The sequence below is a fragment of the Planomonospora antibiotica genome (assembly GCF_014647955.1).
In the GTDB taxonomy this organism is placed as follows: Bacteria; Actinomycetota; Actinomycetes; order Streptosporangiales; family Streptosporangiaceae; genus Planomonospora; species Planomonospora parontospora.
In genome coordinates, this window is record NZ_BMQE01000002.1 from 108,596 (window position 1) to 135,266 (window position 26,671).

General features: G+C 73.2%; 20 protein-coding genes. 6 read left to right on the top strand and 14 right to left on the bottom strand.

Translation table 11 applies throughout. The features are described from left to right. Positions 1-22: 22 nt before the first annotated feature. From IEZ06_RS02340 to IEZ06_RS02350, 3 genes are all read left to right on the top strand, one after another. Complete coding sequence (locus IEZ06_RS02340) at positions 23-2,422, top strand: xanthine dehydrogenase family protein molybdopterin-binding subunit (protein ID WP_373293782.1); 2,400 nt, start codon at positions 23-25, stop codon at positions 2,420-2,422. After that, positions 2,419-3,309 (top strand): FAD binding domain-containing protein, encoded by an 891-nt coding sequence (locus tag IEZ06_RS02345; RefSeq protein ID WP_189234992.1) that lies wholly within the window; start codon positions 2,419-2,421, stop codon positions 3,307-3,309. Before IEZ06_RS02340 ends, IEZ06_RS02345 begins: the two co-directional genes overlap by 4 nt. Positions 3,310-3,456: 147 nt before the next feature. After that, positions 3,457-4,152, top strand: a complete 696-nt coding sequence (locus tag IEZ06_RS02350; RefSeq protein WP_189234993.1) for an SRPBCC family protein — start codon at positions 3,457-3,459, stop codon at positions 4,150-4,152. A 40-nt stretch (positions 4,153-4,192) separates the two neighbouring features. On the opposite strand, the gene IEZ06_RS02355 is transcribed toward IEZ06_RS02350, so the two are convergent. Together IEZ06_RS02355 and IEZ06_RS02360 are read right to left on the bottom strand one after the other, a co-directional pair. After that, entirely contained in the window at positions 4,193-4,471 is a 279-nt protein-coding gene (locus IEZ06_RS02355) for a ribbon-helix-helix protein, CopG family (protein WP_189234994.1), read from the bottom strand. Between the two features lie 11 nt (positions 4,472-4,482). Further along, positions 4,483-4,806, bottom strand: coding sequence for a hypothetical protein (locus tag IEZ06_RS02360; protein ID WP_203871787.1), 324 nt, complete (start codon positions 4,804-4,806; stop codon positions 4,483-4,485). A gap of 111 nt (positions 4,807-4,917) precedes the next feature. On the opposite strand from IEZ06_RS02360, the gene IEZ06_RS02365 reads away from it, so the two are divergent. After that, a complete protein-coding gene (locus IEZ06_RS02365) occupies positions 4,918-7,695 on the top strand; it encodes a bifunctional glycosyltransferase/CDP-glycerol:glycerophosphate glycerophosphotransferase (protein WP_203871786.1) in 2,778 nt (925 codons plus the stop codon). Positions 7,696-7,792: 97 nt separating this feature from the next. Beyond that, positions 7,793-9,133, top strand: coding sequence for a glycosyltransferase (locus IEZ06_RS02370; RefSeq protein ID WP_229797727.1), 1,341 nt, complete (start codon positions 7,793-7,795; stop codon positions 9,131-9,133). Here the strand turns inward: IEZ06_RS02370 and IEZ06_RS02375 are convergent. The 11 genes from IEZ06_RS02375 to IEZ06_RS37440 all read right to left on the bottom strand — a co-directional run bounded on the left by IEZ06_RS02375 (position 9,123) and on the right by IEZ06_RS37440 (position 24,743). After that, positions 9,123-10,229: a sulfotransferase family protein gene (locus tag IEZ06_RS02375; RefSeq protein ID WP_189234996.1), complete on the bottom strand. Its 1,107-nt coding sequence runs from the start codon at positions 10,227-10,229 to the stop codon at positions 9,123-9,125. The two genes, IEZ06_RS02370 and IEZ06_RS02375, sit on opposite strands and share 11 nt — an antisense overlap. 2 nt (positions 10,230-10,231) lie before the next feature. Further along, positions 10,232-11,239, bottom strand: coding sequence for a sulfotransferase family protein (locus IEZ06_RS02380; RefSeq protein WP_189234997.1), 1,008 nt, complete (start codon positions 11,237-11,239; stop codon positions 10,232-10,234). 229 nt (positions 11,240-11,468) lie between these two features. Further along, complete coding sequence (locus IEZ06_RS02385) at positions 11,469-12,527, bottom strand: sulfotransferase family protein (protein ID WP_189234998.1); 1,059 nt, start codon at positions 12,525-12,527, stop codon at positions 11,469-11,471. A 64-nt stretch (positions 12,528-12,591) separates the two neighbouring features. Then, positions 12,592-13,473, bottom strand: coding sequence for a CDP-alcohol phosphatidyltransferase family protein (locus IEZ06_RS02390; RefSeq protein ID WP_189234999.1), 882 nt, complete (start codon positions 13,471-13,473; stop codon positions 12,592-12,594). Between the two features lie 171 nt (positions 13,474-13,644). Then, positions 13,645-17,184, bottom strand: a complete 3,540-nt coding sequence (locus tag IEZ06_RS02395; RefSeq protein ID WP_189235000.1) for a bifunctional glycosyltransferase/CDP-glycerol:glycerophosphate glycerophosphotransferase — start codon at positions 17,182-17,184, stop codon at positions 13,645-13,647. A 75-nt stretch (positions 17,185-17,259) separates the two neighbouring features. Then, on the bottom strand, positions 17,260-19,287 hold the full coding sequence (locus IEZ06_RS02400) for a glycosyltransferase (RefSeq protein WP_189235001.1): 2,028 nt from the start codon (positions 19,285-19,287) through the stop codon (positions 17,260-17,262). Continuing rightward, on the bottom strand, positions 19,284-20,279 hold the full coding sequence (locus tag IEZ06_RS02405) for a class I SAM-dependent methyltransferase (RefSeq protein WP_189235002.1): 996 nt from the start codon (positions 20,277-20,279) through the stop codon (positions 19,284-19,286). The genes IEZ06_RS02400 and IEZ06_RS02405 overlap by 4 nt, the downstream gene beginning before the upstream one ends. A 189-nt stretch (positions 20,280-20,468) precedes the next feature. Further along, the gene (locus tag IEZ06_RS02410; protein ID WP_189235003.1) at positions 20,469-21,998 is read right to left on the bottom strand and encodes a hypothetical protein; all 1,530 of its coding nucleotides are present in this window, start codon (positions 21,996-21,998) and stop codon (positions 20,469-20,471) included. Further along, positions 21,995-22,972: a dTDP-glucose 4,6-dehydratase gene (gene rfbB, locus IEZ06_RS02415; protein WP_189235004.1), complete on the bottom strand. Its 978-nt coding sequence runs from the start codon at positions 22,970-22,972 to the stop codon at positions 21,995-21,997. Before rfbB ends, IEZ06_RS02410 begins: the two co-directional genes overlap by 4 nt. Next, positions 22,969-24,036, bottom strand: a complete 1,068-nt coding sequence (locus IEZ06_RS02420) for a glucose-1-phosphate thymidylyltransferase (RefSeq protein ID WP_189235005.1) — start codon at positions 24,034-24,036, stop codon at positions 22,969-22,971. Before IEZ06_RS02420 ends, rfbB begins: the two co-directional genes overlap by 4 nt. A 113-nt stretch (positions 24,037-24,149) precedes the next feature. Continuing rightward, entirely contained in the window at positions 24,150-24,743 is a 594-nt protein-coding gene (locus tag IEZ06_RS37440; RefSeq protein ID WP_308427596.1) for a GtrA family protein, read from the bottom strand. Between IEZ06_RS37440 and IEZ06_RS02430 the strand changes: the two genes are divergently transcribed. Then, positions 24,724-25,689 carry a glycosyltransferase family 2 protein gene (locus tag IEZ06_RS02430; RefSeq protein ID WP_189235007.1) on the top strand — a complete coding sequence of 322 codons (966 nt, stop codon included), beginning with the start codon at positions 24,724-24,726 and terminating at the stop codon, positions 25,687-25,689. The genes IEZ06_RS37440 and IEZ06_RS02430 overlap by 20 nt on opposite strands. Before the next feature lie 158 nt (positions 25,690-25,847). On the opposite strand, the gene IEZ06_RS02435 is transcribed toward IEZ06_RS02430, so the two are convergent. Beyond that, positions 25,848-26,615, bottom strand: a complete 768-nt coding sequence (locus tag IEZ06_RS02435; protein ID WP_189235008.1) for a formyltransferase family protein — start codon at positions 26,613-26,615, stop codon at positions 25,848-25,850. Positions 26,616-26,671 lie beyond the last annotated feature (56 nt).

Here is a 26,671-nt window from a genome sequence, read left to right on the forward strand (position 1 = left end):
CGCGGGCCTCGTAGCCCGCCGGATCGCCGAGAGCGACCAGGTCGGCGGGCCCGGGGACCCCGCCGAAGGCCGCGAGGTCGGCCGCGCCCGCAGGCGCCGGGAGGACGCCCGGCTGATCACCGGGCGCACCCGCTGGACCGACAACATCCAGCTCCCCGGCATGCTGCACGTGGCGTTCCTGCGCAGCCCGATGGCGCACGCGCGCCTCACCCGGGTGGACGTCTCCGCCGCGCTCGCCGTGCCCGGCGTGGTCGCCGCCTTCTCCGGCCGCGACTTCGACGGCGAGCAGAGCAGCCTGCCGTGCGCCTGGCCGGTCAGCGAGGACGTCGTCATCCCCGACCACCCGCCCATGGCGGTCGACCGGGTCCGCTACGTGGGCGAGGCCGTGGCCTGCGTGGTCGCCACCGACCGCTACAGGGCCGCCGACGCCCTGGAGGCGATCGAGGCCGACTACGAGCCGCTGGAGGCGGTGCTCGACATGACCGAGGCGCTCGCCGACGGCGCCCCGGCCGTGCACGAGGCCGGAAACCAGGCCTTCACCTGGAAGTTCTCCGGCGGCGACGCCGACGCGGCGTTCCGCGACGCCCCCGTGGTGATCGACCGGACCTACGTCCAGCAGCGGCTCATCCCCACCGCGATGGAACCCCGCGCGGTGGTGGCCGCCCCCGAGGGCGAGGGCTTCACGCTCTACTCGGCGACCCAGATCCCGCACATCCTGCGTGTCATGCTCGCGCTGACCACCGGGATCCCCGAGCACCTGCTGCGCGTGGTCGCCCCGGACGTGGGCGGCGGCTTCGGCTCCAAACTCCAGGTCACCGCCGAGGAGGTGCTGGGCCTGCTGCTCGCCCGCAGGCTCGGCAGGCCCGTCAAGTGGACCGAGTCCCGCTCCGAGGGCAACCTGACCGTGCACCACGGCCGCGACCAGATCCAGCGGATCTCGGTGGCCGCCGAGCGGGACGGGCGCATCCGGGGCGTGCGGGTGGACCTGCTGGCCGACATGGGCGCCTACCTGATGCTGGTCACACCGGGCGTGCCGCTGCTCGGCGCGTTCATGTACAACGGCATCTACAAGATGGACGCCTACGACTTCACCTGCACGGGCGTCTTCACCACCAAGATGCCGACCGACGCCTACCGGGGCGCGGGCCGCCCCGAGGCGACGTTCGCGATCGAGCGCGCCGTCGACGAGCTCGCCGCCGAGCTGGGCCTGGACCCGGTCGAGGTACGGCGCCGCAACTGGATCTCCCGTGAGGAGTTCCCGTACACCACCGTCGCCGGGCTCACCTACGACTCCGGCGACTACGAGGCCGCCACCGAGCGGGCACTGGCCCTGTTCGGCTACGACAAGCTCCGCGCCGAGCAGGCCGACCGGCGCGAGCGGCGCGACCCGGTCCAGCTCGGCATCGGCGTCTCGACGTACACCGAGATGTGCGGCCTGGCGCCGTCCCGGGTGCTCGGCTCGCTGAGCTACGGGGCCGGCGGCTGGGAGCACGCCACGGTCCGGCTGCTGCCCACCGGCAAGGTCGAGGTCGTCACCGGCACCTCCCCGCACGGGCAGGGGCACGAGACGTCGTGGAGCCAGATCGCGGCCGACGCGCTGGGCGTGCCGTTCGAGGACGTCTCCGTCCTGCACGGCGACACCGCGGTCTCGCCCCGGGGCATGGACACCTACGGCTCGCGCTCGCTGGTCGTCGGCGGCGTCGCCGTGCTGGCGGCCTGCGAGAAGGTCAAGGAGAAGGCGAAACGGCTCGCCGCGCACCTGCTGGAGGCGGCCGACGACGACATCGAGTTCGCGGACGGCACCTTCCGGGTGCGCGGCACCGGCCTCGGAGGGGCGGGCCGGACCGTCCAGGAGCTCGCGCTGGCCGCCTTCGCCGCGCACGACCTCCCGGACGGCTTCGAGCCCCGGCTGGACGCCGACGCCACCTTCGACCCGGAGAACTTCTCCTTCCCGCACGGCACCCACCTGTGCGCGGTGGAGGTCGACACCGAGACGGGGACCGTCGCGATCCGCTCCTACGTGGCCGTGGACGACGTGGGCCGCGTGGTGAACCCGCTGATCGTCGAGGGGCAGGTGCACGGCGGCATCGCGCAGGGCATCGGCCAGGCCCTCTTCGAGGAGGCCGTCTACGACCCGGAGGGCAACCTGCTCACCACCACGATGGCCGACTACCTGATCCCGTCCGCGGCGGACCTGCCGGACTTCGTCACCGACCGGACCGAGACCCCGGCGACCAGCAACCCGCTCGGGGTGAAGGGGGTCGGCGAGGCGGGGACGATCGCCTCCACCCCCGCCGTGGTCAACGCGGTCGTCGACGCGCTCCGGCCGTACGGCGTGCACGACGTCCCGATGCCCTGCACCCCCGAGCGGGTCTGGCGCGTCCTGGCCCGCTCCCGCACGAACGACGGAGGTGCGCGGTGATCCCCGCCCCGTTCGACTACGTCCGGCCCTCGTCCCTGGACGAGGCCTGCCGGATCCTCGGCGAGGCCGAATCGGCCGACGGCGACGTCAAGGCGCTGGCCGGGGGCCAGTCCCTGCTGCCGCTGCTGCGCCTGCGGCTCGCCTACCCGTCCGTGCTGGTGGACCTCGGACGCCTGGACGGGCTGCGCGGCGTGCGGGACCGGGGCGACCATGTCTTCATCGGCGCGCTCACCACCCACGACGAGGTGCTGCGCTCCCCCGTGGTCCGCGAGCACGCCCCCCTGGTGGCGCTGGCCACCGCCACGGTCGCCGACCCCGCCGTACGGCACCGCGGCACCTTCGGCGGCTCCCTGGCCCACGCCGACCCGGCCGGGGACCTGCCCGCCGTCGCGCTCGCCCTGGACTGCGGGCTCGTCACCGCCTCCGGCGCGGGCGGGCGGGAGATCCCGGCGGCCGGGTTCTTCACCGGCTACCTGGAGACGGCGCTGGAACCGGGCGAGGTGCTGACCGGCGTCAAGGTGCCCAAGCTCGGTGACGGCTGGGGCTTCCACTACGAGAAGTTCCACCGGACCGCGCAGGCTTGGGCGGTGGTCGGCGTGGCCGCCGCCGTACGGCTCGAGGCGGGGACCATCGCGCAGGCCCGGATCGGGCTGACCAACATGGGCCCGGCCCCGGTGCGGGCGCGGACCGTGGAGACGGCGCTGCGCGGCGTGGCCCCGCCGGCCGCGGGCGCCGGTGCGGGCGACGGCCGCGACCCGGTCAGGGACGCCTGCGCCTGGGCGGACGAGGGCACGGCGCCCCCGGCGGACCTGCACGCCAAGCCCGACTACCGCCGCCACCTGGCCCGGGTGCTGACCCACCGGGCCGTGCGGGCCGCGCTCTCCTGAGCCGTGCCCCGCCGGCCGCGCGCTCCTGCTCCGCGGCCGGCGGGACGTCCGCTCTGGCGGAGTCCCCGCCCGTAGTCGTACTGTCACAGATATTGCAGGTGCCGCGGGCGCGGTCCCGCCCGGCCGACTCACGACAGGAGCGGATCGATGGCGATGCGGTTCGAGCACGAGTTCACGGTTCCGGTGCCGGTCGAGCAGGCGTGGGCGGTGCTGCTCGACGTCGAGAGGGTGGCCCCCTGCCTGCCGGGGGCCGTGCTCGACACCGTGGAGGGCGACTCCTTCACCGGCCGGCTGAAGGTGAGGGTCGGCCCGATCACCGTCACCTACCGGGGTTCGGCCGCCTTCGAGGACGTCGACAAGGACGCGCACACCGCCGTCCTCAGGGCCTCCGGCAAGGAGGCCCGGGGTTCCGGCACGGCCGCCGCCACGGTCACCGCCCGGCTCCTCCCGGAGGACGGCGGGACCCGGGTCTCGGTCGAGACGTCCTTCAACGTGACCGGCCGCCCCGCCCAGTTCGGCCGGGGCGTGATGGCCGAGGTCGGCGCGAAGCTCATCGACCGGTTCGCCGCCGGCCTCTCCGATCTGCTGAGCGAGCCCGCCCCCGGGGAGACGGCCGCTCCAGGCGAAACCCCGGCCGTCCCCGCGGTGAAGGAGGCCCGGCAGCAGGACGTCCACCCGGCCGGGACCGCCCGCACCTCCCGCACGCCCGACGAGGAGGCCCTCGACCTCCTGGAGGTCGCCGGTGTCCCCCTCCTGCGCCGCGCCGCCCCCGCGGCCGCCGCCCTGGCGGGCCTCGTCCTCCTCATCTGGCTGATCCGTCGAATCCTGCGAGGCCATCAATGATCATCCGGCTGCCTCGCCGAAGCTGACGGGCGGCGTGTCGTCAGGCGACATCCAGCCACGCCTGAAGGGCCCGGCGAATCACCTCGCTGGCGCTTGTATGATCATTCCTGGCCCGTCTGAGCAACGCCGCCCTGAGTTCCGGATCCAGGCGGACCGGAACCACCTCGGCGGCGGCCGAGCCCATGGGGCGTCGTCCTCCTCGGCGACGGAGTGCCGTGACGTCGTAGCCTTCCTCGGCCTCAGTTACTAGGCGATCAATCAGGTCATCCGTGACGGGCACCCCACCCGAGGTGGAGGCGTCCCTTTCCCTCTCGCTCATCAATTACCTCCTCACGGCAACATTTCCCGGTATTTCGGCCTCATTCGCATCGCGTGGATGATCAACTCCCGGCCGTCGTCCAGCAGCAGCACGACTATTTCCAGCAGGTTGCCCGCCAGGTCCGGTCCGAGACGCAACTCACGGAGGGGTCCTTGCTCGTCGTCTTCCGACAGAGGGTAGGCAACGAGGAAACGCGAAGCGGCATGGACGATGTCCTCATCCGCCACCCCATGCTTCGTGCCGATCCGTGAACTTCCACCGACCAAACGTAATACGAAATTGGCTCTCCTGGCAACGACGCGACTCCAGTCCGAAGCACCCAGGACGGGGATCACCTCCTTCCCCCGCCGAGGTTCCCCCGCTCCCAGGACGAGCACTGGTAAAGACCGTGGCATCAGTCAACAAAACGGACAAGTCCGCATTTAATTATGGGAATACCTCAAACCGTGATCAATGAGCCGGACTGCAGTGTGGTCGTCATCGCCTACAACGACGCCGCCCGGCTGCCCCGGGCCGTGCGGTCCGTGCTCCGCCAGTCGTTGCGCGCCGTCGAGGCGGTCGTGGTGGACGACGCGAGCGACGACGGCACCGAGCAGGTGGTGCGGGCCCTGATGGAGGAGGACCCCCGGGTCCGCTACGTGCGCAGGGAGCGCAACAGCGGAGGGTGCGGGGCGCCGCGCAACGACGGGGTGGCCGCCGCCCGCGCGCCGTACGTCATGTTCCTCGACAGCGACGACCGGCTCCCCTGGCACGCCTGCAAGAGCCTGCTGGAGGAGATCGAGCGGACCGGCGCCGACTTCGTCACCGGGCAGATCACCCGGTTCTACGAGGGGAGCCGGAAGAGCCGCCGCTACTACCCGGAGCTGTTCGCCCGGCGCAGGACCGTCGAGGGCATCGCCGCCGAGCCCGAGATGTTCCTCGACTCCTTCGCCACCAACAAGCTCTACCGGGCCGAGCTGCTCCGGCGGATCCCGTTCCGGGAGGACCTGCACTTCGAGGACCACGTCTTCACCGCCGAGCTGTACTGCGCCGCCCGCAGGTTCGCGGTGGTGCCGTGGACCGTCTACAACTGGCACCGGGCCCGCGCCTCCGCCGCGCCCGCCTCGATCTCGCTGCGCTACGCGGAGCTGGACAACGCCCGCCAGCGCGTCCGGGCGGCCCGCCTCAGCGACGAGGTGCTGCGCGCCCACGGCCACGACGCGCTGGTCCCCGAGCGGCACCGCCGCTTCCTCCGCCAGGACCTGCGCGTCTACCTCAACACGCTGCCCGCGCGGGACCCGGCCTGGATCGAGGAGTTCGTCTCCGTCGCCGGGCCGTACCTCGCGGAGATCGACCCGGCGGTGTTCGACCGGATCGACCCCGTGGCGCGGGTCTGCTGCTCGCTGATCCTCGACGGCCGCGCGGACGAGCTGGCCGTCGCCGCCCGCTCGCTCAACGGCCCGCAGGCCCCGCCGCGCGCCGCCGTACGGGAGGGCGGGCGGACCTACTGGGGCGCCGTCCCGTCCCCGGGGACGGACATCACCGCGCTGCGCCTGGCCGAGCTGCCGTTCACCGCGAGCCGGCTCCGGCACGAGGCGGCCCTCGCCGTGGACGGGACCCGGCTCACCCTGACCATCCGCACCTACGACCCGTTCGGGGTGCTGGCCGCCCACCCGGGCTGGACCGCGACGCTGAAGCTCTGGTCCGCCAGGGTACGGCTGGCGCCCCGCCGCCGGGCCGACGGCAGCCACGTCAGCTCGGCCACGGTCGACCTGGCCGCGCTGCGGCACGGCGGCCGGCCGGGCTTCGACGGCCGCTACGAGCCCAAGGTCGTCGTCGCCCGCCCCGACGGCCGGACCACCTCCGACGTGCTGCTGCTCGACCCGGCGGCCGGACCCGTCACGGTCGCCGTCCCCGGGCACACGGTGACGATCCGGCCGGACGGGCACGCGGGCGTCCTGAGGATGACCTGGCGGCGGCGGGGCGTGCTGCGCGCGGTGCCCCGGCTGGCGCGGGCGCGGGCCCGGCTCGTCAGGCGGCTGAGCACCCCGGAGCTGAAGCTCCGCGTCTACCGGGGACTGATCCGCGTCCTGCCGCAGCGCCGGGACCTGGCGCTGTTCGAGTCCGACGTCGGCGCGGGCTGCACCGGCAGCCCCCGCTACGTCTACGAGGAGCTGCGCCGGCGCGGGGCGCCGATCCGGGTGGTCTGGTCGGTCGCGCGCAACCGGCGGAACTTCCCGCCGGACGCCCGGCTGGTCCGCCGGATGAGCTGGCGCCACGTCTGGACGATGGCCAGGGCGGGTTACTGGGTGGACAGCCACGGCCTGCCGCTGGACTACCCCAAGCCGCCCCGGACCCGCTACCTGCAGACCTGGCACGGCCAGGGCATCAAGTCGATCGGCTTCAACTCGCCCGACCTGCGGGCCGACTTCCCGGGCCCGCGCGCGCGGTGGCGGGCGGCCGTGGCCCGCTGGGACGCGCTGGTCGCGCCGAGCGCGGAGTTCGAGCGCATCTTCGTGCCGTCCAACGAGTACGGCGGGCCGGTGCTCCGGTTCGGCTCGCCCCGCTGCGACGTGCTCGTCCACGGTGACCCGGCGGCGGTGGACCGGGTCCGGGACCGCCTGGAGCTCCCGCCGGACCGCCGGGTGCTGCTGTACGCGCCCACCTACCGGGACCAGGCCAAGTTCTCCGGCAGGTCGATCCGGGCCGACCTGGAGGCGATGGCCGAGGCGCTGGCCGACGAGTGGGTGGTGGTGCTCCGCCCCCACCCGGTCGAGCGCTACCGGGTCCCGCAGCGCCTGCGCCACTTCGTCCGTCCCGCCGGGTCGTATCCGGAGATCAACGACCTGATGCTGGCCTCCGACGCGCTGCTGACGGACTACTCCTCGGTGATGTGCGACTACGCGGTCACCGGCAGGCCCATGCTGTTCCTGATCGACGACTGGGACGAGTACCGCCGCGTGGAGCGGGGCGTCTACCACGACCTGCCGGCGATCGCCCCCGGACCGTGCCTGAACACCACCGGGGAGCTGATCTGCGCGCTGCGCGACCTGGACGCCGTCTCGGCCTCGTTCACCGCCAAGTACGCCGCGTTCCGCGAGCTGTGGTGCGCCGACGAGAAGGGCGAGGCGAGCGCCCGGGTGGTCGAGGCGTTCTTCGGCCTGCCCCCGGCCCCGGTGCGGACCCGCCCGCCCGCCTCCGCCCGGCCGCTGATCCGGGTGACCGTACCGGGACGGCTGCGATGAGCCCGGAGCGGACGCGGAGCGGGCCCGACGCGGTGAGCGCGGCGGCCGGCCGGGGAACGAGGCCGGCCGCGCAGCGGGTGAGGAGTGGTGAACGACCATGAGCACTGTCCTGTTCGCCTGCCTGGACGCCGACACGCTGGGCGGGATCCAGCGGGTCACGCACACCGTGGCGCAGGGCCTGGCCGAGCGCGGGCACGACGTGCACGTGGTCGGGCTGCACCGGGCCGAGCACCCGTTCCGCTACGTGGAGCGGCCCCGCTACCGGCGGCACGTGGTCCACCGCACACCGCCGGGGCCGCTCTCCCGTACGGCGGCCCGGCGCGAGCGGCGCCGGCTGGCCGAGCTGACCGGCGGGCTGGCGCCCGGCTTCGCGGTGCTGTCCTCGCCGAGCGTGGTGGCCCGGCTCAGGCCGCTGCTCCCGCGGCACCTGCTCCCGATCGGCCAGTACCACGGCTCCTACCAGCACGCCCGCGGCTCCTGGCACCTGCGCTCGGTCCGCGGCCACTACGGCCGCCTGGAGAGGGCGGTGTTCGTCAGCGAGGACGACGCCCGGCTGTTCTCCGAGCACGCGCTGCTGCCCAACACCTGGTCCGTCCCGAACCCGCTGCCCGCCTGGCCCGCCGGGACCGCCGACCTCACCGCCCGCCGGGTGCTCGGCGTCGGCCGGCTGGAGGGCGTGAAGCGGTTCGACCGGCTGATCTCGGCCTTCGCCATGGCGTGCGGGAGCGGGCCGGCCGGACGGGGTCCGGCCGGCGGGGTGCACGGCCGGGCCCCCGGGGACGGGGTGGACGGCCGGACCTCTGAGAGCGGGACGGACGGCCGGACGGCCGGAGGAGGAGTGGACGGCTGGGAGCTCCACCTGATCGGCGAGGGCGCCGAGGAGGAGCGGCTGCGGGCGCACGCCCGGGCGTGCGGGGTGGCGGACCGGGTGGTCTTCCGGGGCGCGGTGCCCGCGGCGGAGATGGGACGCGAGTACCTCGGCGGTTCCGTCCTCGGCCTCTCCAGCGAGCACGAGGGGCTGCCGCTGGTCGTCGCGGAGGCCGCGTCCTACGGCGTGCCCTCGGTGGCGTTCGACGTCTCGGGCGGCGTGCGGTCGCTGGTCCGCGACGGGGAGACCGGGATCCTGGTGCCCCCGGCCGACGTGGACGCCTTCGCCGCGGCGCTGGCCGGGCTGATGTTCCCGGCGGGAACCGCGGCTCCGCTGGGCACCGCCGGATCGGCGGACGGAACCGGCACGGCGGACCCGGCGGACGGAACCGGCACGGCGGACCCGGCGGACGGAACCGGCACGGCGGACCCGGCGGACGGAACCGGCACGGCGGACCCGGCGGGCGAGAGGCGGCGGCTGGGCGCCGCCGCCCGCGCGCGCGCCGAGGCGTACCGGCTGGAGCGGGTCCTGGACCGCTGGGAGGAGCTCTTCGAGCGCGTCACCCGGTGAGCCCGTCCTCCGGTGACGGCGGGGACGGCGGAGACGACAGGGACGGGGACGCGACCCGGCCGGCGAGGACGCGCTCGTCCTCCGGTCCCGGGAGCCCGGCCAGCCGCAGCTGGGCGGAGGTGAGCCGGGCCGCGACCGGGTTCGGCTCGCGGAGCCGTACCAGCCGGTCGAGGGCGGCCCGCTTGGTCCGGGCCAGCCTCCGCATGGTCGCGGTCCGCTCGTAGGCGAGCAGCTGCGTCCTCGACGCCTTGGCCGCCCCGCTGAGCTCGTAGCCGAGCCCCTCCAGCCGGTCGCCGAGCACGCTCTCGCACAGCGAGACCTCCCACGGCTCCAGCCGGTCCCGCCACGAGCCCGACCGCGCGGTGGTCACCTCGCCGTGGGTCCGCGCGTGCCAGGTCTTGTGCCCGGGTACGGCGATGCCCGCCACCCGCTTCGGCTCGCACATGACCGGGTCGAAGTCCTCACCGAGGAAGGCGCAGAGCCCGCGCAGCTGGGTCTCGGGGTCGCGCGTCAGATCCTCGTAGCGCAGCTCGTGGTAGCTGCCGGCGGGCAGCCTCGGCGCGCGGTTGCGGGAGAAGTCGACCGCCTCGGCCCAGACGGAGACCGAGCTGTGCACGGTCCCGGTGTGCCAGGGCATCTCCTTCAGCGACGCCACGCAGTCGCGGCCGTCCCGGATCAGGTGCACGAACTGCGCGTCCGGGAACAGCCGGAGCAGCACGTCGACGTTCTGGAAGTAGGAGGGCCGCTTGTCGCCCCAGCGCGGCTTGCCGAACCGGGCCGCGTAGGCGCGCAGCACGATGCCCAGCGCCGAGCCGAGCGTGCCCGGACCGTCGACGATCTCCCGGGTCGCCTCGGCCGCGTCCAGCCCCAGCACGTGGAAACGGGACTGGCGGCGGCCCACCAGCCACTCGGCGAACTCGCGGCGGCAGACGGGCGCGGCGAAGTCACCGAAGTGGAGCCGCCGCTGGTAGGCGGAGATCATGAAGCGGGTCTCCGGCGGCACCGCGATGCGCGGGTGCGCGTGCAGCATGAGCTGCAGCATCGTCGTCCCGGAACGCGGGCAGCCGATCACGAAAACCGGCCGGTCGGACTGCATGGTCACACCCTCGCCAACTCGCCCAGCTGCCGGACGGTGAGCTGCGCGGCCACCGGGCCCCGCTCACGGAACCGGTTGATCCGGTCCCGGACCTCCTGCCGCCGGCGGGCCCGCCGGCGGCGGGCGGCGAGCTCCTCCACCGCGGCGACGTGGGCCCGGTCCGCCGCGGGCGCGCCGGTCGGTTCGTACCCGAAGGCGGTCAGCCGCTCGCCGAGCACGGTCTCGCAGAGGGAGACCTCCCACGGCTCCAGTCGCGAGGTCCACGAACCGGGGCGCAGCGCGACCCCCTCGCCGCGGGCGTTCGGGTACGGGGACCTGGCCTGCGGGATCACCCCCCTCGCCACCAGGCACGGCTCGGCCATGGCCGGGTCGTAGTCCTCGCCGAGGAAGGCGCAGAGCTTGCCGAGCTCGATCTCCGGATCGGCCATCAGGTCCTCGTAGCGCAGCTCGTAGTAGCCGTCCGCCGGGAGCCTGCGGGCCCGGCGGCCGCAGTCGACCGCCTCGGCCCAGCTGTTCACCGCGTGGAAGACGTCCTTGGTGTACCAGGGCATCTCCTTCAGCGACGCCACGCAGTCGCGGCCGTCCCTGACCAGGTGCACGAACTGCGCGTCCGGGAACAGCCGCCGGATCACGTCCACCTGGTGGTGGTGGCCCGACCGCCGGTCGGCCCAGCGCGGCCTGCCGTGCCGCGCGGCGTAGGAGCGGAAGGCGATGCCGATCGCCGATCCCAGCGTGGGCGGCCCGACGACGACGTCCTCGACGAACCGGTCCCCGTCGAGACCGAGCTCCTCGAACCCGGTGTCGCCGTCCCGCACGATCCACCGGCCCAGCCGCCGCCGGTTGGGCTCCTCCCGCAGGTCGCCGAAGGCGAACCGGTAGTAGTAGGCGGGCACCGCGAAGCGGGTCTCCGGCGGCACCGCGATGCGCGGGTGCGCGTGCAGCATGAGCCGCAGCATCGTCGTCCCGGAACGCGGGCAGCCGATCACGAATATCGGACGGTCGGACTGCATCACAACGAACCCCCGTGAAAGTCGGCGGACGGCCCGGTCCCGCGGCGGATCCCCCGATCCGGCCGAGCAGGCCCTCGTCCTGCCAGCATGGCGACCCCGCGCCCGCCGGAACCGGTTCTCTGCGACTAGCGGAACATCTCCATACCTGCCCTTGACCTGCTTTACCCTCCGGCCCCGCGCCCTCCGGTCCCGAGCCCTCCCGCTCTGCTTCCCGCCGGCCCGCCGCGGGTCACCGGTCGACGAGAACGGGCTTGTCCTGGGCCTTCTCTGGGGCGAGGAGGGGCAGCCCGGCCAGCCGCAGCTGGGCGGAGGTGAGCCGGGCCGTGACCGGGTTCGGCTCACGGAGCCGTACCAGCCGGTCGTGAGCGGCGCGCTTGGCCCGGGTCAGCCTCCGCACGGCCGCGGCCTGCCGGTAGGCGAGCAGCTGCGTCTTCGACGGCTTCGGCGCCCCGCTGAGCTCGTAGCCGAACTCCTCCAGCCGGTCGCCGAGCACGCTCTCGCACAGCGAGGCCTCCCACGGCTTCAACCGGTCCCGCCACGAGCCCGACCGCGCGGTGGTGACCTGCTCGTGGGTGTTCACGTGCCAGGTCTTGTGCTCCGGAACGGCGACGCCCGCCACCCGGCTCGGCTCGCACATCGCCGGGTCGAAGTCCTCGCCCAGGAAGTCGCAGAGCCCGCGCAGCTCGGTCTCGGGGTCGCGCGTCAGCCGCTCGTAGCGCAGCTCGTGGTAGCTGCCGGCGGGCAGCTTCGGCGCCCGGTCGCGGGCGAAGTCCATCGCCTCGGCCCAGATCGCGATCGCGTGGGAGATGTCCTTGTTGTACCAGGGCATCTCCTTCAGCGACGCCACGCAGTCGCGGCCGTCCCTGATCAGGTGCACGAACTGCGCGTCCGGGAAGAGCCGGAGCAGCACGTCGACGCTCTTGAAGTACGACGGCCGCTTGTCGCCCCAGCGCGGCTTGCCGAACCGGGCCGCGTAGGCCCGCAGCACGATGCCCAGCGCCGAGCCGAGCGTGCCCGGACCGTCGACGATCTCCCGGGTCACCTCGGCCGCGTCCAGCCCCAGGTCCTGGAAGCGGTTCTGCCGGCGCTCGACCAGCCACTCGGCCAGCTCGTGGCGGCGCGTCGGATCGTCGAGGTCGCCGAAGTTGAGCCGGCGCTGGTAGGCGGCGAGCATGAAGCGGGTCTCCGGCGGCACCGCGATGCGCGGGTGCGCGTGCAGCATGAGCTGCAGCATCGTCGTCCCGGAACGCGGGCAGCCGATCACGAATATCGGACGGTCGGACTGCATCACAACGAACCCCCGTGAAAGATGTGGTCGAACAGGTGTGCCGGGCGGGTGCCGCCGCGGCCGGTCAGACGGGCAGGTGCTGCGGGTTGCGCGGAGCCGGTACGGCGGGCGCCGCCGTCCGGGTGAACCGCCACAGCCGGCAGATCAGATACGCCTCGTTCAGCAGGAGCATCCCGCCCGCCGCGGCCGGGATGGGCAGCAGCGCCCAGGGGCCGAGGAGCGGGGCCACCACGAAGACCGCGGCGTGGAACTCGATGCCGCTCATCAGGTGGGTGCGCACCCGGTGGCGGGCCAGGAACGGACCGATCAGGCGGTACCTCCCGATCGCCCGCCGGGCACCCCGGTACGGCCGCCGCGCGGAGGGCCGGCCGATCAGCGAGCCGGCCTCGTCCAGGACGGCGGTGATCTCCGCCCGCGGGACGGGCGCCTCCCCCTCGCCTCGGGACTCCCGGATCTCCCTGACCACCTCGCGCACCCGCCGCATCTGCGCCGCGTTCACGTAGCGGAAGAGGTCCAGCACCGTCACCCCGGCGCCGAGCAGGATGTAGGCCACCTCACCGGTCGCCGCGTACTGCCCGAACGCCAGCCCGGCCGCGCAGCAGACCTCCCGGATCCGGTCGCCCACGAAGTCGACCCAGAGCCCGAACGGCGTGCCCGTCCCCTTGAGCCGGGCGATCTTCCCGTCCATGCAGTCGACCAGGAAGCTCAGGTAGAACAGCGCGGCCCCCGCCGCGAGCCGCCCCGCCGCGAACGCGACCGCCGCACCCGCGCCGAGCACCAGCGAGAGGCCGGTGAGCCCGTTGGGCGTGACGTCCGTGCGGTTGGCGACGACCAGGGCCAGCCGGCACGCCAGCGGATCGACCAGGAAGACGGTCCACCAGGAGTCCTTCTGCTTGCACGTGGCACGGACGTCGTCCAGCGAGTAGACCCTCATGCAGATCAGCATGGCGACCTCCCGGTTACCGGAATTGACGGTCTGTAACCAACGGAAGGTCTCCATGCCACTTCTTGACCAACCCCCGGAAAGGGCATCGGCTGCTTTGACCTTCCGACAGCCGAGTGAGGAGCCGTCCGGGTACTCCCCGCCCGGGACCCCCTCCGTCACCCACCGTGCCGATCAGCGGCCGAAGACCGCCTCGACCACCCTGGCGGCGGCGCAACCGTCGTCGAGTCCGCAGTACTCCGCCGCGAAGGACGCACGGCGCTCCGCGTACTCCACGGCGACCGCGTCGAGCCCGCGCAGCGCGGCGGCCACCTCGTCGGTGGTGCGCAGCAGCGGCCCGGGGGCCTGCGCGAAGTCGAAGGAGCAGCCGGGGCCCCGGTCGCCGTGGCGCTCCAGGTCGTAGGTGTAGAAGAGGATCGGGCGGCCGGTCAGCGCGAAGTCGAAGACCGCCGAGGAGTAGTCCGTGACCAGGACGTCGGCGACCAGGTAGAGCTCCTGGACGTCCGGGTAGGCCGAGACGTCGGCGGCGAAGCCGTCACCGGCGCCGGGCACCCCGCCCACGGCGTCGGGATGCCTGCGGACCAGCACCACGTGGTCCGGCCCCAGCCGCTCCCGCATCCGCGCCAGGTCCAGCCGGAGGTCGAACCGGTAGCGGTCCCTGCCCCGGGGCCTGTCCTCGCGGAGGGCGGGGACGTAGAGGACGACCTTCCTCCCGGGCGGCAGGCCGATCCGGGTCCGGACCCGCGCGGCGAGCTCCTCCCGGCCGGGCCGCACCAGCACGTCGTTGCGCGGGCGGCCGGTCTCCAGCACCTCCCCGGTGAAGCCGGAGGCGCCGCGCAGGACGGGCGTGCACCAGGGACCCGGCGAGACCAGGTAGTCCCACTGGGCGGCCCGCCCCTGGTCGGCGGCCGCCCGTGACGGCCCCGCGGCGCCGGGACCCGGGCGCCCGGCCTCGCCGTCGTACCGGGTCTGCAGGACCGTCTGCCCGTCCCTGCGCTCGAACCACGGCGGCAGGTGCACGTCGGTGACGACGTAGCGGCAGCGGGCCAGCGCCTCGTAGTGGTCGGCGCCGCCCCTGCGGACCGGGGTCACGCCCGGCGGCAGCTCCACCTGCCCGTCGCGGACGACCCACAGCGGCTCCAGGTCGGTCCCCCGCCTCCGCATTTCCTCGTAGACGGCCTTCGGGTCGCCGGCGAACCGCCTGCCCTCCTGGCCGTCGAACAGTACGGCCTGCCGCAGCGGCTCCCCGCGCCAGGCCGGGTAGCGCCCGGTCCGCAGCCTGCGCTGGTTCTCCGCGCCCCGCTCGTCGTCGGCCAGGTCACCGTGCACCGTCAGCACGGCGTGCCCGGTGCCGTCGGCCTCGAACACGAAGCGCCGCCCCGCCCCGCCGTGCCCTGCCACTCCGTGCTCCGCCGTGCCGGGGTCCGTCTCCAAAGGCAGGTCCCGTCCGGCGGTGCGCAGGGCCAGGCCGTACCGTCCTTCGGGGAGCGGGAGCCTGCCCGCCAGGGATTCCGCCGCGGCGGGGGTGACGACGGCCTCGAAGCGGTCTCCCACGCAGCGGACCGGGAACGACCACTCGCCGTCGCGGTCGGCGGAGAGCACGACGAGCCGCTCCGGCGTCTCACCGGCGTCGGCGAAGCGCCCGGCGAGCAGCAGCCGCGCCCCCGCGGCTCCGGAGGACCATTCGGCGCGTTCCGCCGTGGCCGCCGGAGGCTGCACCCGCAGCGTGAGCTCCCCGGCCGGCGACGACCCCACGACGACCTCCCGGCCGCCCCGCACCCCGCGCCACGCGTCGAGGCCGTCCAGGACCGGCCAGGTCTCCCCCGCCTCCCCGTCGGCGATCCTGGCCCGCCACTCCACCTTCGTGTCCAGGGCCGCGGCCTCCGGACCGGCGGGGTCGAGCCGGGGCAGCCGCTCCGGGAGCACGTCCCGCAGGTCGAACTCGGCCCTGAAGGAACCACAGGAACCACAGGAACCGGAGGAACCGGAGGTGTCCGGAGCGCCGGGAGCGCCGGAGGGGCCGTCCCCGCCGAGGAGCGGGTAGGACAGGACCGTCCCACCGGGCTCCCTGACCAGCTCCAGGACGGGCGCGACCGGGGAGCCCGAGGAGCGCCCGGTCAGCCGGAGCCGGTCCCCGGACACCGTCCGGCCGGTGAGCCGGAAGCGCTCCGGTTCCAGCCGGATGGCGAAGGAGTCGTCCTCGGCCCGGCCGGTGACCATCCGCGTCCCCGGCGACACCTCGAAACCGAGCTCCGGGACGCTCTGCGGGGCGTCCCGCCTGACGTTCTCCGGCCCGCCGAAACGGAGCCGGTCGCGCCGCACCATGCCCCGGTGGACCACCAGCAGCTCGACGTGCCAGGTCGACGCCCCCGGACCGCCGGACAGCCTGCCCGGGTCGACCACGAGGCGGAAACCGCCCCAGTCGCGCCGCCGGGAACTGCCGCGCGGATGTTCGATCGGGGCGGCCCGCACCGCGGTGACCGGCACCCGGATCCGCCGGCCGTCGCCGGACCGGACCAGCGAGGCGAAGACCTGCTGGTGCACCCGCTGCTCCGGCCGGAGATACCGTACGGTGGCCCGCCCCTCGACGATCAGGCGGCCGCCCTCCCGGCGCACGTCGTCGACCCGCTGCAGCAGGGTGAGGTCGCCCCGCAGGCGGGTCACCTCGGCGGGGACGCCGTCCACCGGGGCCTGGAGGTGATAGCGACCCGCCCGGCGGACGGCGCGCGGCTCGCCCGTGCGCTCCCAGACGAGCGCTTCGAGGACGTCGGCCAGGCGGCCCTGCCGTACCAGGTGCCAGAGCACGCGGCGCGGCGCGGGCAGCGAGGCCGGCACCGCCGGACCGGCCTCGTCGAGGTAGGCCCCGGCCAGTTCCATGAAGCGCCGCCGGAAGTCGTCGCCGCCCCGGGGCAGGGCCTTCATGAAGAGGAACAGGTCACTGTCGAGGACGGTGCGGTCCCAGGCGGGCACGTGCTCGGCGAACCCCGAGGAGAGCAGGAAGCCGCGCACCGACCGCACCGCGGCGAAGCGGTCCTCGACCCCCTTGACCCGCGCGCGGTCCTGGGTGATCGACTGCTGCTCGCCCTCGCGGTCCCGCCACAGGTAGACGTCGGCGGTCAGCACGTCCACCGCCTTGGCGAGGAAGTGCGCCGGCAGCGCGACCCCGATGTCCTCGTAGAGCACCCCCTCGGGGAAGGCGAACCCCTGCTCGTCCCAGAAGGAGCGGCGCCAGAGCTTGTTGGTGACCAGCCTGTCCCGCAGCAGCGCCTCGTGCGAGGTGATGTGCGCGCGCCGCAGCGGGCGGGCGCAGACCGTCCGGTGCATCGCGGCCTGCCGCAGCCCCCGCCCGCTGAACCGCTTCACGTTCCCCGACACCAGGTCGGAGCCGGTCTCCAGCAGGCTGCCGGCCATGGTCTCCAGCGCGTGCAGGGGGAGCATGTCGTCGCCGTCGAGGAACGCCACGAACTCCCCCGAAGCCCGCCGCAGCCCCGCGTTGCGCGCGGCGCCGAGCCCGGCGTTGGGCTGGCGCAGCAGCCGGAAGCGGGGATCCCGCTCCCGGTACCCCTCGGCGATCCGGGCGCCGTCGTCGGTCGAGCCGTCGTCGACCACGACGACCTCCAGGTCGCGCCAGGTCTGCGCCGCGAGGGACTCCAGGCACGCGCCCAGGTAGGGCTCCACGTTGTAGACCGGCACTATGACGCTGAGCAGGGGCATGTCCCGTCCTTGTCCCGTCCTTGTCCGGGCCGCGGGGCGTTCGCTCCCGGCCGCTCCGCCTGCGAGCCCGCGGGGTCAGCGGCCCCCCGCGCCCGCGGCGGCGGCTCCGCCCGCGGCGAGGGGGCCCGTGACGAGGGCGTCGCCTTCCATCTCCATCAGTGCGTTCGCGTACAGCCCCCGCCACTGCTGGCGGTACTTCTGCAGGAACCTGCTGAGCGGCTCCTGCCACGTGTGCCCGGACAGGCTCCGCCGGCTGACGAGGTAGTTGAGGCCGTGGCAGCGGTAGATCCTTCCGCCCGCCGCCGAGACCGACTCCAGCAGCTGACCGTCCACGGTCCGGGAGATCGGCCGGAATCCCCCGACGCCGTCGAACACCCCCCTCGACACCAGGATGGAGCTGCCGGCCACGTGCTCGGAGTAGAGCTCCGTCCTGAACTCGCGGCGGACGGTGGTCCCGATGGGGGCCAGGTAGAAGAACTCCGGCGCGGCCCCCACCAGATCGGCGCCCGAATAGCTCTGGGCGAGCAGCAGGTCCGCCAGGTGGTCCGGGCCGTACCAGTCGTCGTCGTCCATCTTGGTGAGGTATTGGCCGGACGCGTACCGGGCCGCCCGGTTGAGCACGTCGCCGAACACGACGCCGGGGTCCTCCTCGATCACCGTGATCGCCCCCGGGTAGGACGACACGGCCTCCGCGACGCCGGACAGGTCCGCGGCGAACCCGTGCAGGGTGAGGACCACCTCGGTCTCCACCCCCCGCTGCCGTGCGATCTGTCCCAGCGCGAACCCCACCAGCTCGGGTCGGCGCGTGCACAGCAGCACGGAGACCGTCGGGGGGGCCGGCGGCCGCAGGCCCCTGGCCTCGGCGAGCCCGCGCCACCTGGCCGCCACGCTGTGCAGCCCGAGCGCCGACCGGCGCAGCCGGATGCTGAACTGCTCCCGGGTCAGCGGGTCGGACAGTCCCGCCGGATCGAACCCGTTCAGCAGCGCCGCCAGCTCCGCTCCGAGCACTCCGCTCCACCGGGGCCCCGGCCTGGCCACGACGGGCACCCCCGCCGCGGCCAGGCCGCAGACGATGCGCGCGACCCCGTACGGCTCGGCCCAGTCGCCGTCGAGGTCCACCGCGACGCCCGTGAGCTCGCGCACCCGGGCGACGTCCGGCTCCGTGAGCGCCCCGGACGGGGCGATCAGCGTGACGACCTCACCCTGGGCGGTTACCTCGTACGTCCCGCTCCCCTCGCGGAGCTCGCCGAGGGGCCCGTTCACCACGGCGGCGAACCCGATGGGGCACACGGAGAGCTCGTCCACCGGCGGGAGGTCGTCGACGGAGAGCAGCGGGCCGGGACCGCTCCGCTCGCGGACCTGCGGCGGAGTCTGCGGCGGGACCAGGTCCCGGGCCGGGCCCGGGAACGGGGTCGCGCCGAGCCCTCCGGGGCCTCCGCCGGGCACGGGCCGGTCGATCGGCGCCGGCCCCTCCTCCTCCTGCCAGTCCGGGGTCTCCGCTCCCGGCGTCCGCAGCACGAGGTCGCACCCCGGCGCGGCCCGTCTGGCGGGGACGGGACCCGTCACCGGGGCCGGCACGACGTTGGGGTCGCCCGGCCGCCAGTGGTGGGAGCCCACTCCCGCGAGGGAGACCACCGGCTTGTACAGCACGCCCCGCTGACCGCCGGCCAGGCCGCGCGAGAGCGCCTTCAGCACCCCTCCGGACGGCACCGGCCTGGCGAAGTCCGTCTCGATCCTCCAGGAGTCCCCCGGCCCTCTGCGGACCCGGAGGTCGAGGAGCCTGCGCCAGTACTGCGCGTTGTCGGCGACCGGCACGGGCGCCGGCCGCCAGCGCGGCGATTCGGAGACCACCGCGACGACCGTGCGCGCCTCGGGGAGCAGCGCCGCGAGGGGAACGGCCCGGCGCAGGTCGGCGGGCGTCCTCGCCAGGAGGACGAAGCGCTCCACCTCCGACTCCGTGATCGGGCGGTCCGTCGGTGCGCCGTCCAGATCCGTCCACACCGCGCCGACGCCCTCGCACAGCCGTGCCAGCGGCTCCGGATACCCCTCGAAGCCGATGTGGCATCCCAGGACGGGGATCGCCTTGCCCGGATCGGTGTTCACGTGCGGCTCCTCATGAATGTGTCCAGTCCCTTCTCACCCCGGTGCCGGGAACGGACGAGTTCGGGGAACTCGGCGGCCCACCGGTCGCTCACCGCCCGGTCCTGCTCCCTGGCCGCGTCGTCGAGGAAGACCGCGACCGTCTCCGCGCACAGGGGCAGGAGGAGGGGGAGGGCGGGGTACCGGGCGGTGGGTCCCGTGGCGCCGGGAGGACCGTCCACGAAGATCAGCCCGATCTCGGCCAGGCCCTCCAGGGCGTCCCGCGCGTACCACCGCCACGTCTCCCCGCCGCTCTCCCACTCCTCGAGGGGGGCGAGACGCACGTCGACGACGTCGGAGAGGCCGTGGGCGCGGACGAGCTCACGGGTCGCCCTCGCGTGGTCTGCGTCGTGTTCGAGCGCGACGACCGCCGAGCCCGTCCGTTCGGCGATGTAGCCCAGCCACACGCTGGACGATCCGCTGCCGCACTCCACGATCGTCTTGGGCCCGTTGTCGAGGATCCATCCGATCATCGGCCGCAGCACGCCGGCCGACGCGGCCCAGCCGCCCAGCGGCGGGAGGGGTGCGCGGGGCTGGACGAGCGCGCGCAGGTCGATGAACGCCTCGGTCTGCGCGTGGGTGGCGTGGACGGCGCGGTCCAGGGAGCAGAACCTCTTCTCGACGAGCCTGAACTCCTGCTCCATCCGGGCGCGGGAGTCGGACACGGCGCTGAGGTGCTCCTCGTGCCGGGCCTCCCCCGCTTCCTCCCACGAGCCCATCCTGTGCTCGACGCGGCACAGCTCCGTGTGCAGCCGCTGGATCCGGTCCGTGTTCCTGTCGATCCTTCGCAGGATCGCTCCCGTCCGGGCGAACACCGACAGCACAGCCGCTGTCGCCACCACGGAGAGCAGGGACAGGAACGGCCTCTCCTCGATGACGCCGAGGCCGTAGGCGGCGGCCAGAGCCGCCTGGACCGCACCGGCCGACAACAGGGCCGAACGGCTGGAACACCTCACCGGTGGAACTCGCACAGGGGTCTCCGAATGCCTTCAGAACGGCTCTGAAGCCGCTGCGTGCCTATTCGCTGGAGGTCGACAGGCGCCCGGGGTCCGCGACCCGGTTCTCCGACCGGGTCAGCCTGCCGCGGACCGGGTGCCTGCCGTTTCAGAAGTATCGAGACGCCGCCGGATGGATCCGGCGTCGGTTCACGGGGACGGATCGGCCCCACCGTCGCTCAGCCGGGCGTACCATCCGCTGGACGTCAGCCTGTGCTCCGGCCAGGTTGCGAGCTCGGGCGCGCTCAGGTCGGCGTCGTCCCGGTAGACCACCATGACCGAGTAGCCCTCCGCCGGTTTCGCCAGGACGGATTCCGGCGTCGCGGGCAGCGGGCTCCCGCCCGCCGTGCCCAGCGCCTCACAGCCCAGGGGGTGGGCGATCTGCGGGGCGTGCCACCCGTAGACGAGGCACGGGCGGCGGTGTCCGAGCCTGCCGAGCGCCTCCGCCACCAGGGCGTCCTGAGCACGGGAGGACGTCATCGGGCCGACGTTCACCGCCAGGTACGTCTTCTGCAGGTGGAGATGGCCGCCGACGACGAGGACGCAGAACGCCACCGCGGTCATGAGCCCGGCTCGTCGGCGGACCTCCCCGGCCAGGTACAGCAGGCCCTCCGCGGCGGCGATCGCCCACAGCCCCAGGACGGGCAGCATGTAGCGCGGTGCCGTGACGCCGCCGTAGTAGAGGTAGGCGACGGCGAAGCACGCTCCGACGGCGGCCGGGACGACGACCGCGGTCCGGTGCTCCTTCCGCCAGACCGTCAGGAGGCCCGCGACCCCCAGGAGGACGACGGCGGCCAGCCACACGGGCCCTCCGCCGGGAACCGGTCCGCAGCTCTCCGGAGCCCGGCAGAGCGTCGGCCCGTCCAGAGCCCGCAGATGGTGCTCGACGAGCCATCGGGGTGCGCCGAAGTTCTGGGTGGCTCCGTCGAGCCGCTGCGCGACGCCGCCGTATTCCAGCACCGCCTCCAGGAGCCACTGGCCCCACCCGGCGGCCAGGCCGGCGCCGAGCGCGGTGAGCGTGAGGAGCATCCGGCCCCACCGCCGTCCGCGGGCGAACAGGAGGACCGCCGCCGCCAGGGCCAGGGCGACGACCGTGGCGTCGGTGGGACGGAACAGGGTCATGGCCGCCGTGACGACCGCCACCGCGACCGGCAGTGCCCGGCCGAGCGGCCCCCCGGTGGTGGCCGCGCGGAGGACCAGCCCGGTGAGTGCGATGGAGCCGAACGCGGTGTAGAGGTTGGGCATGGCCGCGTTGCCGTAGAACACCGTCGACCAGCAGCCCGCGTAGAGCGCCGCCGCCAGGGGGACGGTGTAGCCGGGCCGTACCGCGAGCCAGATTCGGAACGAACCGAACAGCAGCAGGGCCGAGACGACCGTCAGGTAGACCCGGAGGACCGCGATCGAGTTCGTGACCATCACGACCGGCGCGACGACGAGCGATGTGCCCCAGCCCCGGGAGGGATGGAAGTCGAGCGGGGTGTCGTTGGCGGAGAACTGACTGAGGTATACCGCCTCGTCCCATCCGATCTGGAAGCCCGCCGACACCAGGACGAGCTGGGCTGCGGCGTAGCAGAGTGCGACGACCGCCAGGAGGGCCACCGGGCTGATCCGGCGCCGGCCCTCCGGTGCGGTCTCCTTCCCCGCCGGGGTTCCCCGCCCGAGTCTCTGCAGCCCGGTCATCGCACAGCCTCTCTGAGAGGGCGCCACCAGTCCTGGTGGCCCCGGTACCACCTGACGACCTCGGCCAGTCCTGCACCGAAGTCCACGCGGGGTTCGTAGCCGATCGCCCGGATCTTGCCGCTGTCCACGGAGTACCGCAGGTCGTGTCCGAGCCGGTCCGGGACGCGCACGACCATGTCCCATCCGAGGCCGAAGGCGGCGAGCAGCCGCTCGGTGAGCTCGACGTTGGTGAGCTCGACGCCTCCGCCGATGTTGTAGACCTCTCCGGGGCAGCCCTTCTCCAGCACGAGCTGGACGCCCCGGCAGTGGTCGTCCACGTGCAGCCACTCGCGGACGTTCCGGCCGTCCCCGTAGAGGGGCACCCGGCGGCCGTCGATCAGGTTGGTGACGAAGAGCGGGATGACCTTCTCGGGGTGCTGGTACGGGCCGTAGTTGTTGGAGCAGCGGGTGATCCGCACGTCGAGGCCGTGCGTCCGGTGGTACGCGCGGCACAGCAGGTCTCCGGAGGCCTTCGCCGCCGAGTAGGGCGAGTTGGGCAGGAGCGGCTCCGACTCGTCCCACGAGCCTTCGGCGATCGAGCCGTACACCTCGTCCGTGGAGATCTGCACGAAGGTGCCGACGCCGGCTTCGAGCGCGGCCTGCAGGAGCCGCTGGGTGCCGAGGACGTTCGTCGTCACGAAGTCGCCCGCTCCGGTGATCGACCGGTCGACGTGGGACTCCGCGGCGAAGTTCACCACCACGTCGTGGCCCGGCACGACGTCCGCGAGGAGCCGTGCGTCGGTGATGTCGCCCCGGACGAAGCGGTGGTTCCGGTGCTCGGCCACCGGGGCGAGGTTGGCGAGGTTGCCGGCGTAGGTGAGCTTGTCGAGGACCGTGACGCGGGCGTCCTCCCAGCCCGGGTAGGCGCCCCGCAGCAGGGACCTCACGTAGTGGGAGCCGATGAAGCCGGCCCCTCCGGTGACGAGGATCCTCATGCGCGCACCTGGATCCTGCTGTGGTCGCCGACCATGAGCCCGTACGTGTTCGGCGTGCCCTCCGCCCGGCTCACCTCGACGTTGCGGCCGATGAGGGAGTGGGCCAGCCGGGAGACGCCGTGGACGGAGGAGTCGTCGAGCACGATCGAGTACTCGACCTCGGCGTCCTGCACGACGCAGCGCGGCCCGATCGAGGTGAAGGGCCCGATGTACGAGGACTGGATCTTCGCGTCCGCCCCGACCACGATCGGGCCGCGCAGGACGGAGTTCTCCACCACGGCCCCCGGTTCGATGACGACCCGGCCGGTGATCTCGCTCAGCCCGTCGACCGTGCCCCTGTTGGCCGGTTCCACCGTCTCCAGGATCATCCGGTTGCACTCCAGCAGGTCCTGCAGGCGCCCGGTGTCCTTCCAGTAGCCGGTGACCATGTGCGAGTGGACGGAGTAGTCGTTCTCGATCAGCCACTGGATCGCGTCGGTGATCTCCAGCTCGCCGCGCGCGGACGGGGTGATCGCCCGGACCGCCTCGTGGATCGCGGGGGAGAACGAGTACACCCCCACGATGGCCAGGTCGCTGCGCGGGTGGTCGGGCTTCTCCTGCAGCCCGACGATCTCCCCCGTGGAGCCGAGCTCCGCGACCCCGTAGAACCGGGGTTCGGCGACCTTCGTCAGCAGGACCTGGGCGTCGTACCCGCCGAGGCGGAACGCGCCGACGAGGTCGGCGATCCCGCCGACCAGGAAGTTGTCCCCGAGATACATGACGAACGGCTCGTCACCGAGGAAGTCCCGTGCGATCAGGACGCAGTGCGCCAGGCCGAGCGGGGCCTCCTGCGGGATGTAGGTGATGTCGAGCCCGAACCGCGAGCCGTCGCCCACGGCCTCTCTGACCTCGGCACCCGTGTCCCCGGTGATGATCCCGACGCTGGTGATGCCCGCCGCGCGTATCGCCTCCAGCCCGTAGTAGAGCACCGGTTTGTTGGCGACGGGGACCAGCTGCTTGGCGGAAGTGTGTGTCAGCGGCCGCAGTCTGGTGCCCCTTCCACCCGCCAGGACAAGCGCTTTCACCCTTTTTCAACTCCCTATGCTCCGGACACGGCGGCCGGGTCGGCCACCGCCCTCAGATTGTGATAGGGGGGTGATTCGGCCATCCGCCGCTTTACGTCTCGGCGCCTCGGCCTTTACCAACGCTTTACGCCGGCCGGATCCCGGAAAGCCCACGACCTATTGATCAGGTAGGCGAGGACGGTGCTCACCGGAATCACCATCGACTGGGCCAGGAGAACGTGGACGCCGGCGAGTTCCACCAGCAGCGGGAGCACGGTGACGGAGGTGGCCAGAAAGCTCAGGCCGACCAGGTAGAAACGGGCGAGGCCGGCGATCCAGGAGCCCGTGGACACGCGGAAGACGACCAGCCGGTACCAGGGGTAGACGGCCGCGACGGCGAGGAGGTGGCTGACCGCGACCAGGAAAAGGTAGGGAACCCGCTCCTCAAGGATCAGCAAACCGAGGGCAAGAAGACCAAAATAGACCGCGACCGTCATGACACCTCCCATCAAATATGTGATGCGCTGTCCACGAAGACCCGATGTCAAATCCCGCGTCCGGTGGTCGGATCGGGGGTGGGGAGCGGTCCGTACGTCCAGTTCAGTCATCCGGTGACACCTCCAATGATTGTTGAGAATGGTCTCCGAAGGATGCTGAAGGATCGTACAGGGTTCATGGACATTCACGGTCGATAGTCGGGAGAATAACGTGTCCGTTTCGGTTGTCATTCCGTGTTACCGTTCGGAGATAACCCTTCCGCCGCTGGTCACCAGGCTCGTCTCGGTGCTGCGCGACATGTCCGTCCGGCACGAGGTGATCCTCGTCGTCGACGGGAGCCCGGACGACACCTGGAAGGTGGCGGAATCCCTCGCCCGCCGGATCGACGCCGTCCGCGCGATCCGCCTGTCCCGCAACTACGGTCAGCACAACGCGCTGGTCGCCGGCATCAGGGAGGCGAAGTTCGACGTGGTCGTCACGATGGACGACGACCTGCAGCACCCTCCGGAGCAGGTCCCGCTGCTGCTGGCCGCGCTCGAGGGCGACCGCCTGGATCTCGTCTACGGCGTGCCGCACAACGAGGAGCACGGATTCCTGCGCAGCCTCGCGTCACGGTCGGTGAAGACGGGGATGTCACGGGCGCTGGGCGTCCGCAACGCGCAGAAGATCAGTGCGTTCCGCGCCTTCCGCACCTGCCTGCGCGACGGGTTCGAGGAGCTGTCCGGGCCGCACGCCTCCGTCGACGTGGCCCTCTCGTGGAGCACCGTCCAGATCGGCTCGGTCGGGGTGCACATGAACGACCGCGAGGTCGGGGAGTCGAACTACAACGTGCGGATGCTGGTGCGGCACGCGGTGAACATGCTCCTCGGCTACAGCACGGCCCCGCTGCGCATGGCGAGCTACCTGGGCTTCCTCACCGGGATCATCGGGCTCCTGCTCGGCGGCCTGGTCCTGTGGCGCTTCGCCACGGGCGACACCACCGTCGCCGGATTCACCACGATCACCTCGATGATCGCGATCTTCTCGTCCGCCCAGCTGATATCCATCGGGGTCCTCGGGGAGTACATCGGCCGCATCCACGGAGGCGGGCTGGGGCGGCCGACCTACGTCGTCCGGGAGAGGGTCGGCCTGTCGGCCGCAGTGGACGTGCCGGCCCAGCCGACCGGATCGCGCTGACGCCGTCCCCTCGCGGGGCCCTCACACCGGAGGCTCCCGGCGGGTGTGCGGTTCTTCCGGACCACGCGCCCACCGGGAGCCTCCGTGCCGTTCCACCGGACCGTCGTTCCGCCGGGCAGCCGGACCGCCGCTTCGGCGGACCCCGTGCCGCCGGCCGGTCAGTCCGGGATCAGCTCCAGGAAGAGCCGGACGGTGCCGCCGTCGGGCGTGCGGAGCCGTACGCAGTCGTCCCGGTTGAAGCAGCGGGCGCGCAGGATGTCGATCAACCGGCCCACGGGCATCGACCGGTCCGGGTCGAGGTGGGCGAGCTCCTGGAACTCGGTGATCGGATGCCCGGTGGCCCTGTCGTGGTCCTGCTCCACCGGTGCCAGCGCGTCCTCGCACAGCGCCGGCCACGACCGCAGGAACAACTCGACGGCGGCCTCCTCCAGCCTCCGGTAGAGCGAACTGCCGGTGTCGTGCGGACGGACCTGCACCTCCTGCTGGGCGAGCACCGGGCCGGTGTCGATCCCCTCGTCGACCATGTGCAGGGTCACCCCGGCGGGCGTCCCGTCGATGATCGACCAGACGGCGGGCTGCCGCCCCCGGTTGTACGGCAGCAGCGAGGGGTGGAGGTTGACGATCCCCCGCGGGAACGCCTTCATCAGCGCGGGGGTGAAGATGTGCGCGAAGAACAGGGAGACGCCCATCTCGGCGCCGAGCCCTTCGATCAGGGTCTGCGTCTGCGGATGCCTGAGCGTGTCACCGGTCAGGACCAGGCCCCGGCGGTCCAGGTCGGGGAAGAGGACTCTGATCTCGTCCGCCCGGCGGGGTCGCCGGGCGGGGGCGTTGAGGACGACCGCGGCGATGTCGGCGTCAGGCCGGCCGCGGAGCCAGGTCGCGATCTCCAGGCCGCTCCGGTCGTTGCAGAACAGGACGACGCGCATGATGCTCCTTATCGGCTTGTGGGGACCCCCGGCCGTCTCCCGGCGGGATCGGGGTT

What these genes read in the sequence shown, in the direction of transcription:
- IEZ06_RS02410 (WP_189235003.1), bottom strand. Translation starts at nt 21,998, where the DNA reads ATGACCGGGCTGCAGAGACTCGGGCGGGGAACCCCGGCGGGGAAGGAG.
- IEZ06_RS02380 (WP_189234997.1), bottom strand. Translation starts at nt 11,239, where the DNA reads ATGCAGTCCGACCGTCCGATATTCGTGATCGGCTGCCCGCGTTCCGGG.
- IEZ06_RS02385 (WP_189234998.1), bottom strand. Translation starts at nt 12,527, where the DNA reads ATGCAGTCCGACCGTCCGATATTCGTGATCGGCTGCCCGCGTTCCGGG.
- IEZ06_RS02395 (WP_189235000.1), bottom strand. Translation starts at nt 17,184, where the DNA reads ATGCCCCTGCTCAGCGTCATAGTGCCGGTCTACAACGTGGAGCCCTAC.
- IEZ06_RS02435 (WP_189235008.1), bottom strand. Translation starts at nt 26,615, where the DNA reads ATGCGCGTCGTCCTGTTCTGCAACGACCGGAGCGGCCTGGAGATCGCG.
- IEZ06_RS02350 (WP_189234993.1), top strand. Translation starts at nt 3,457, where the DNA reads ATGGCGATGCGGTTCGAGCACGAGTTCACGGTTCCGGTGCCGGTCGAG.
- IEZ06_RS37440 (WP_308427596.1), bottom strand. Translation starts at nt 24,743, where the DNA reads ATGACAACCGAAACGGACACGTTATTCTCCCGACTATCGACCGTGAAT.
- IEZ06_RS02355 (WP_189234994.1), bottom strand. Translation starts at nt 4,471, where the DNA reads ATGAGCGAGAGGGAAAGGGACGCCTCCACCTCGGGTGGGGTGCCCGTC.
- rfbB (WP_189235004.1), bottom strand. Translation starts at nt 22,972, where the DNA reads ATGAGGATCCTCGTCACCGGAGGGGCCGGCTTCATCGGCTCCCACTAC.
- IEZ06_RS02390 (WP_189234999.1), bottom strand. Translation starts at nt 13,473, where the DNA reads ATGCTGATCTGCATGAGGGTCTACTCGCTGGACGACGTCCGTGCCACG.
- IEZ06_RS02370 (WP_229797727.1), top strand. Translation starts at nt 7,793, where the DNA reads ATGAGCACTGTCCTGTTCGCCTGCCTGGACGCCGACACGCTGGGCGGG.
- IEZ06_RS02375 (WP_189234996.1), bottom strand. Translation starts at nt 10,229, where the DNA reads ATGCAGTCCGACCGGCCGGTTTTCGTGATCGGCTGCCCGCGTTCCGGG.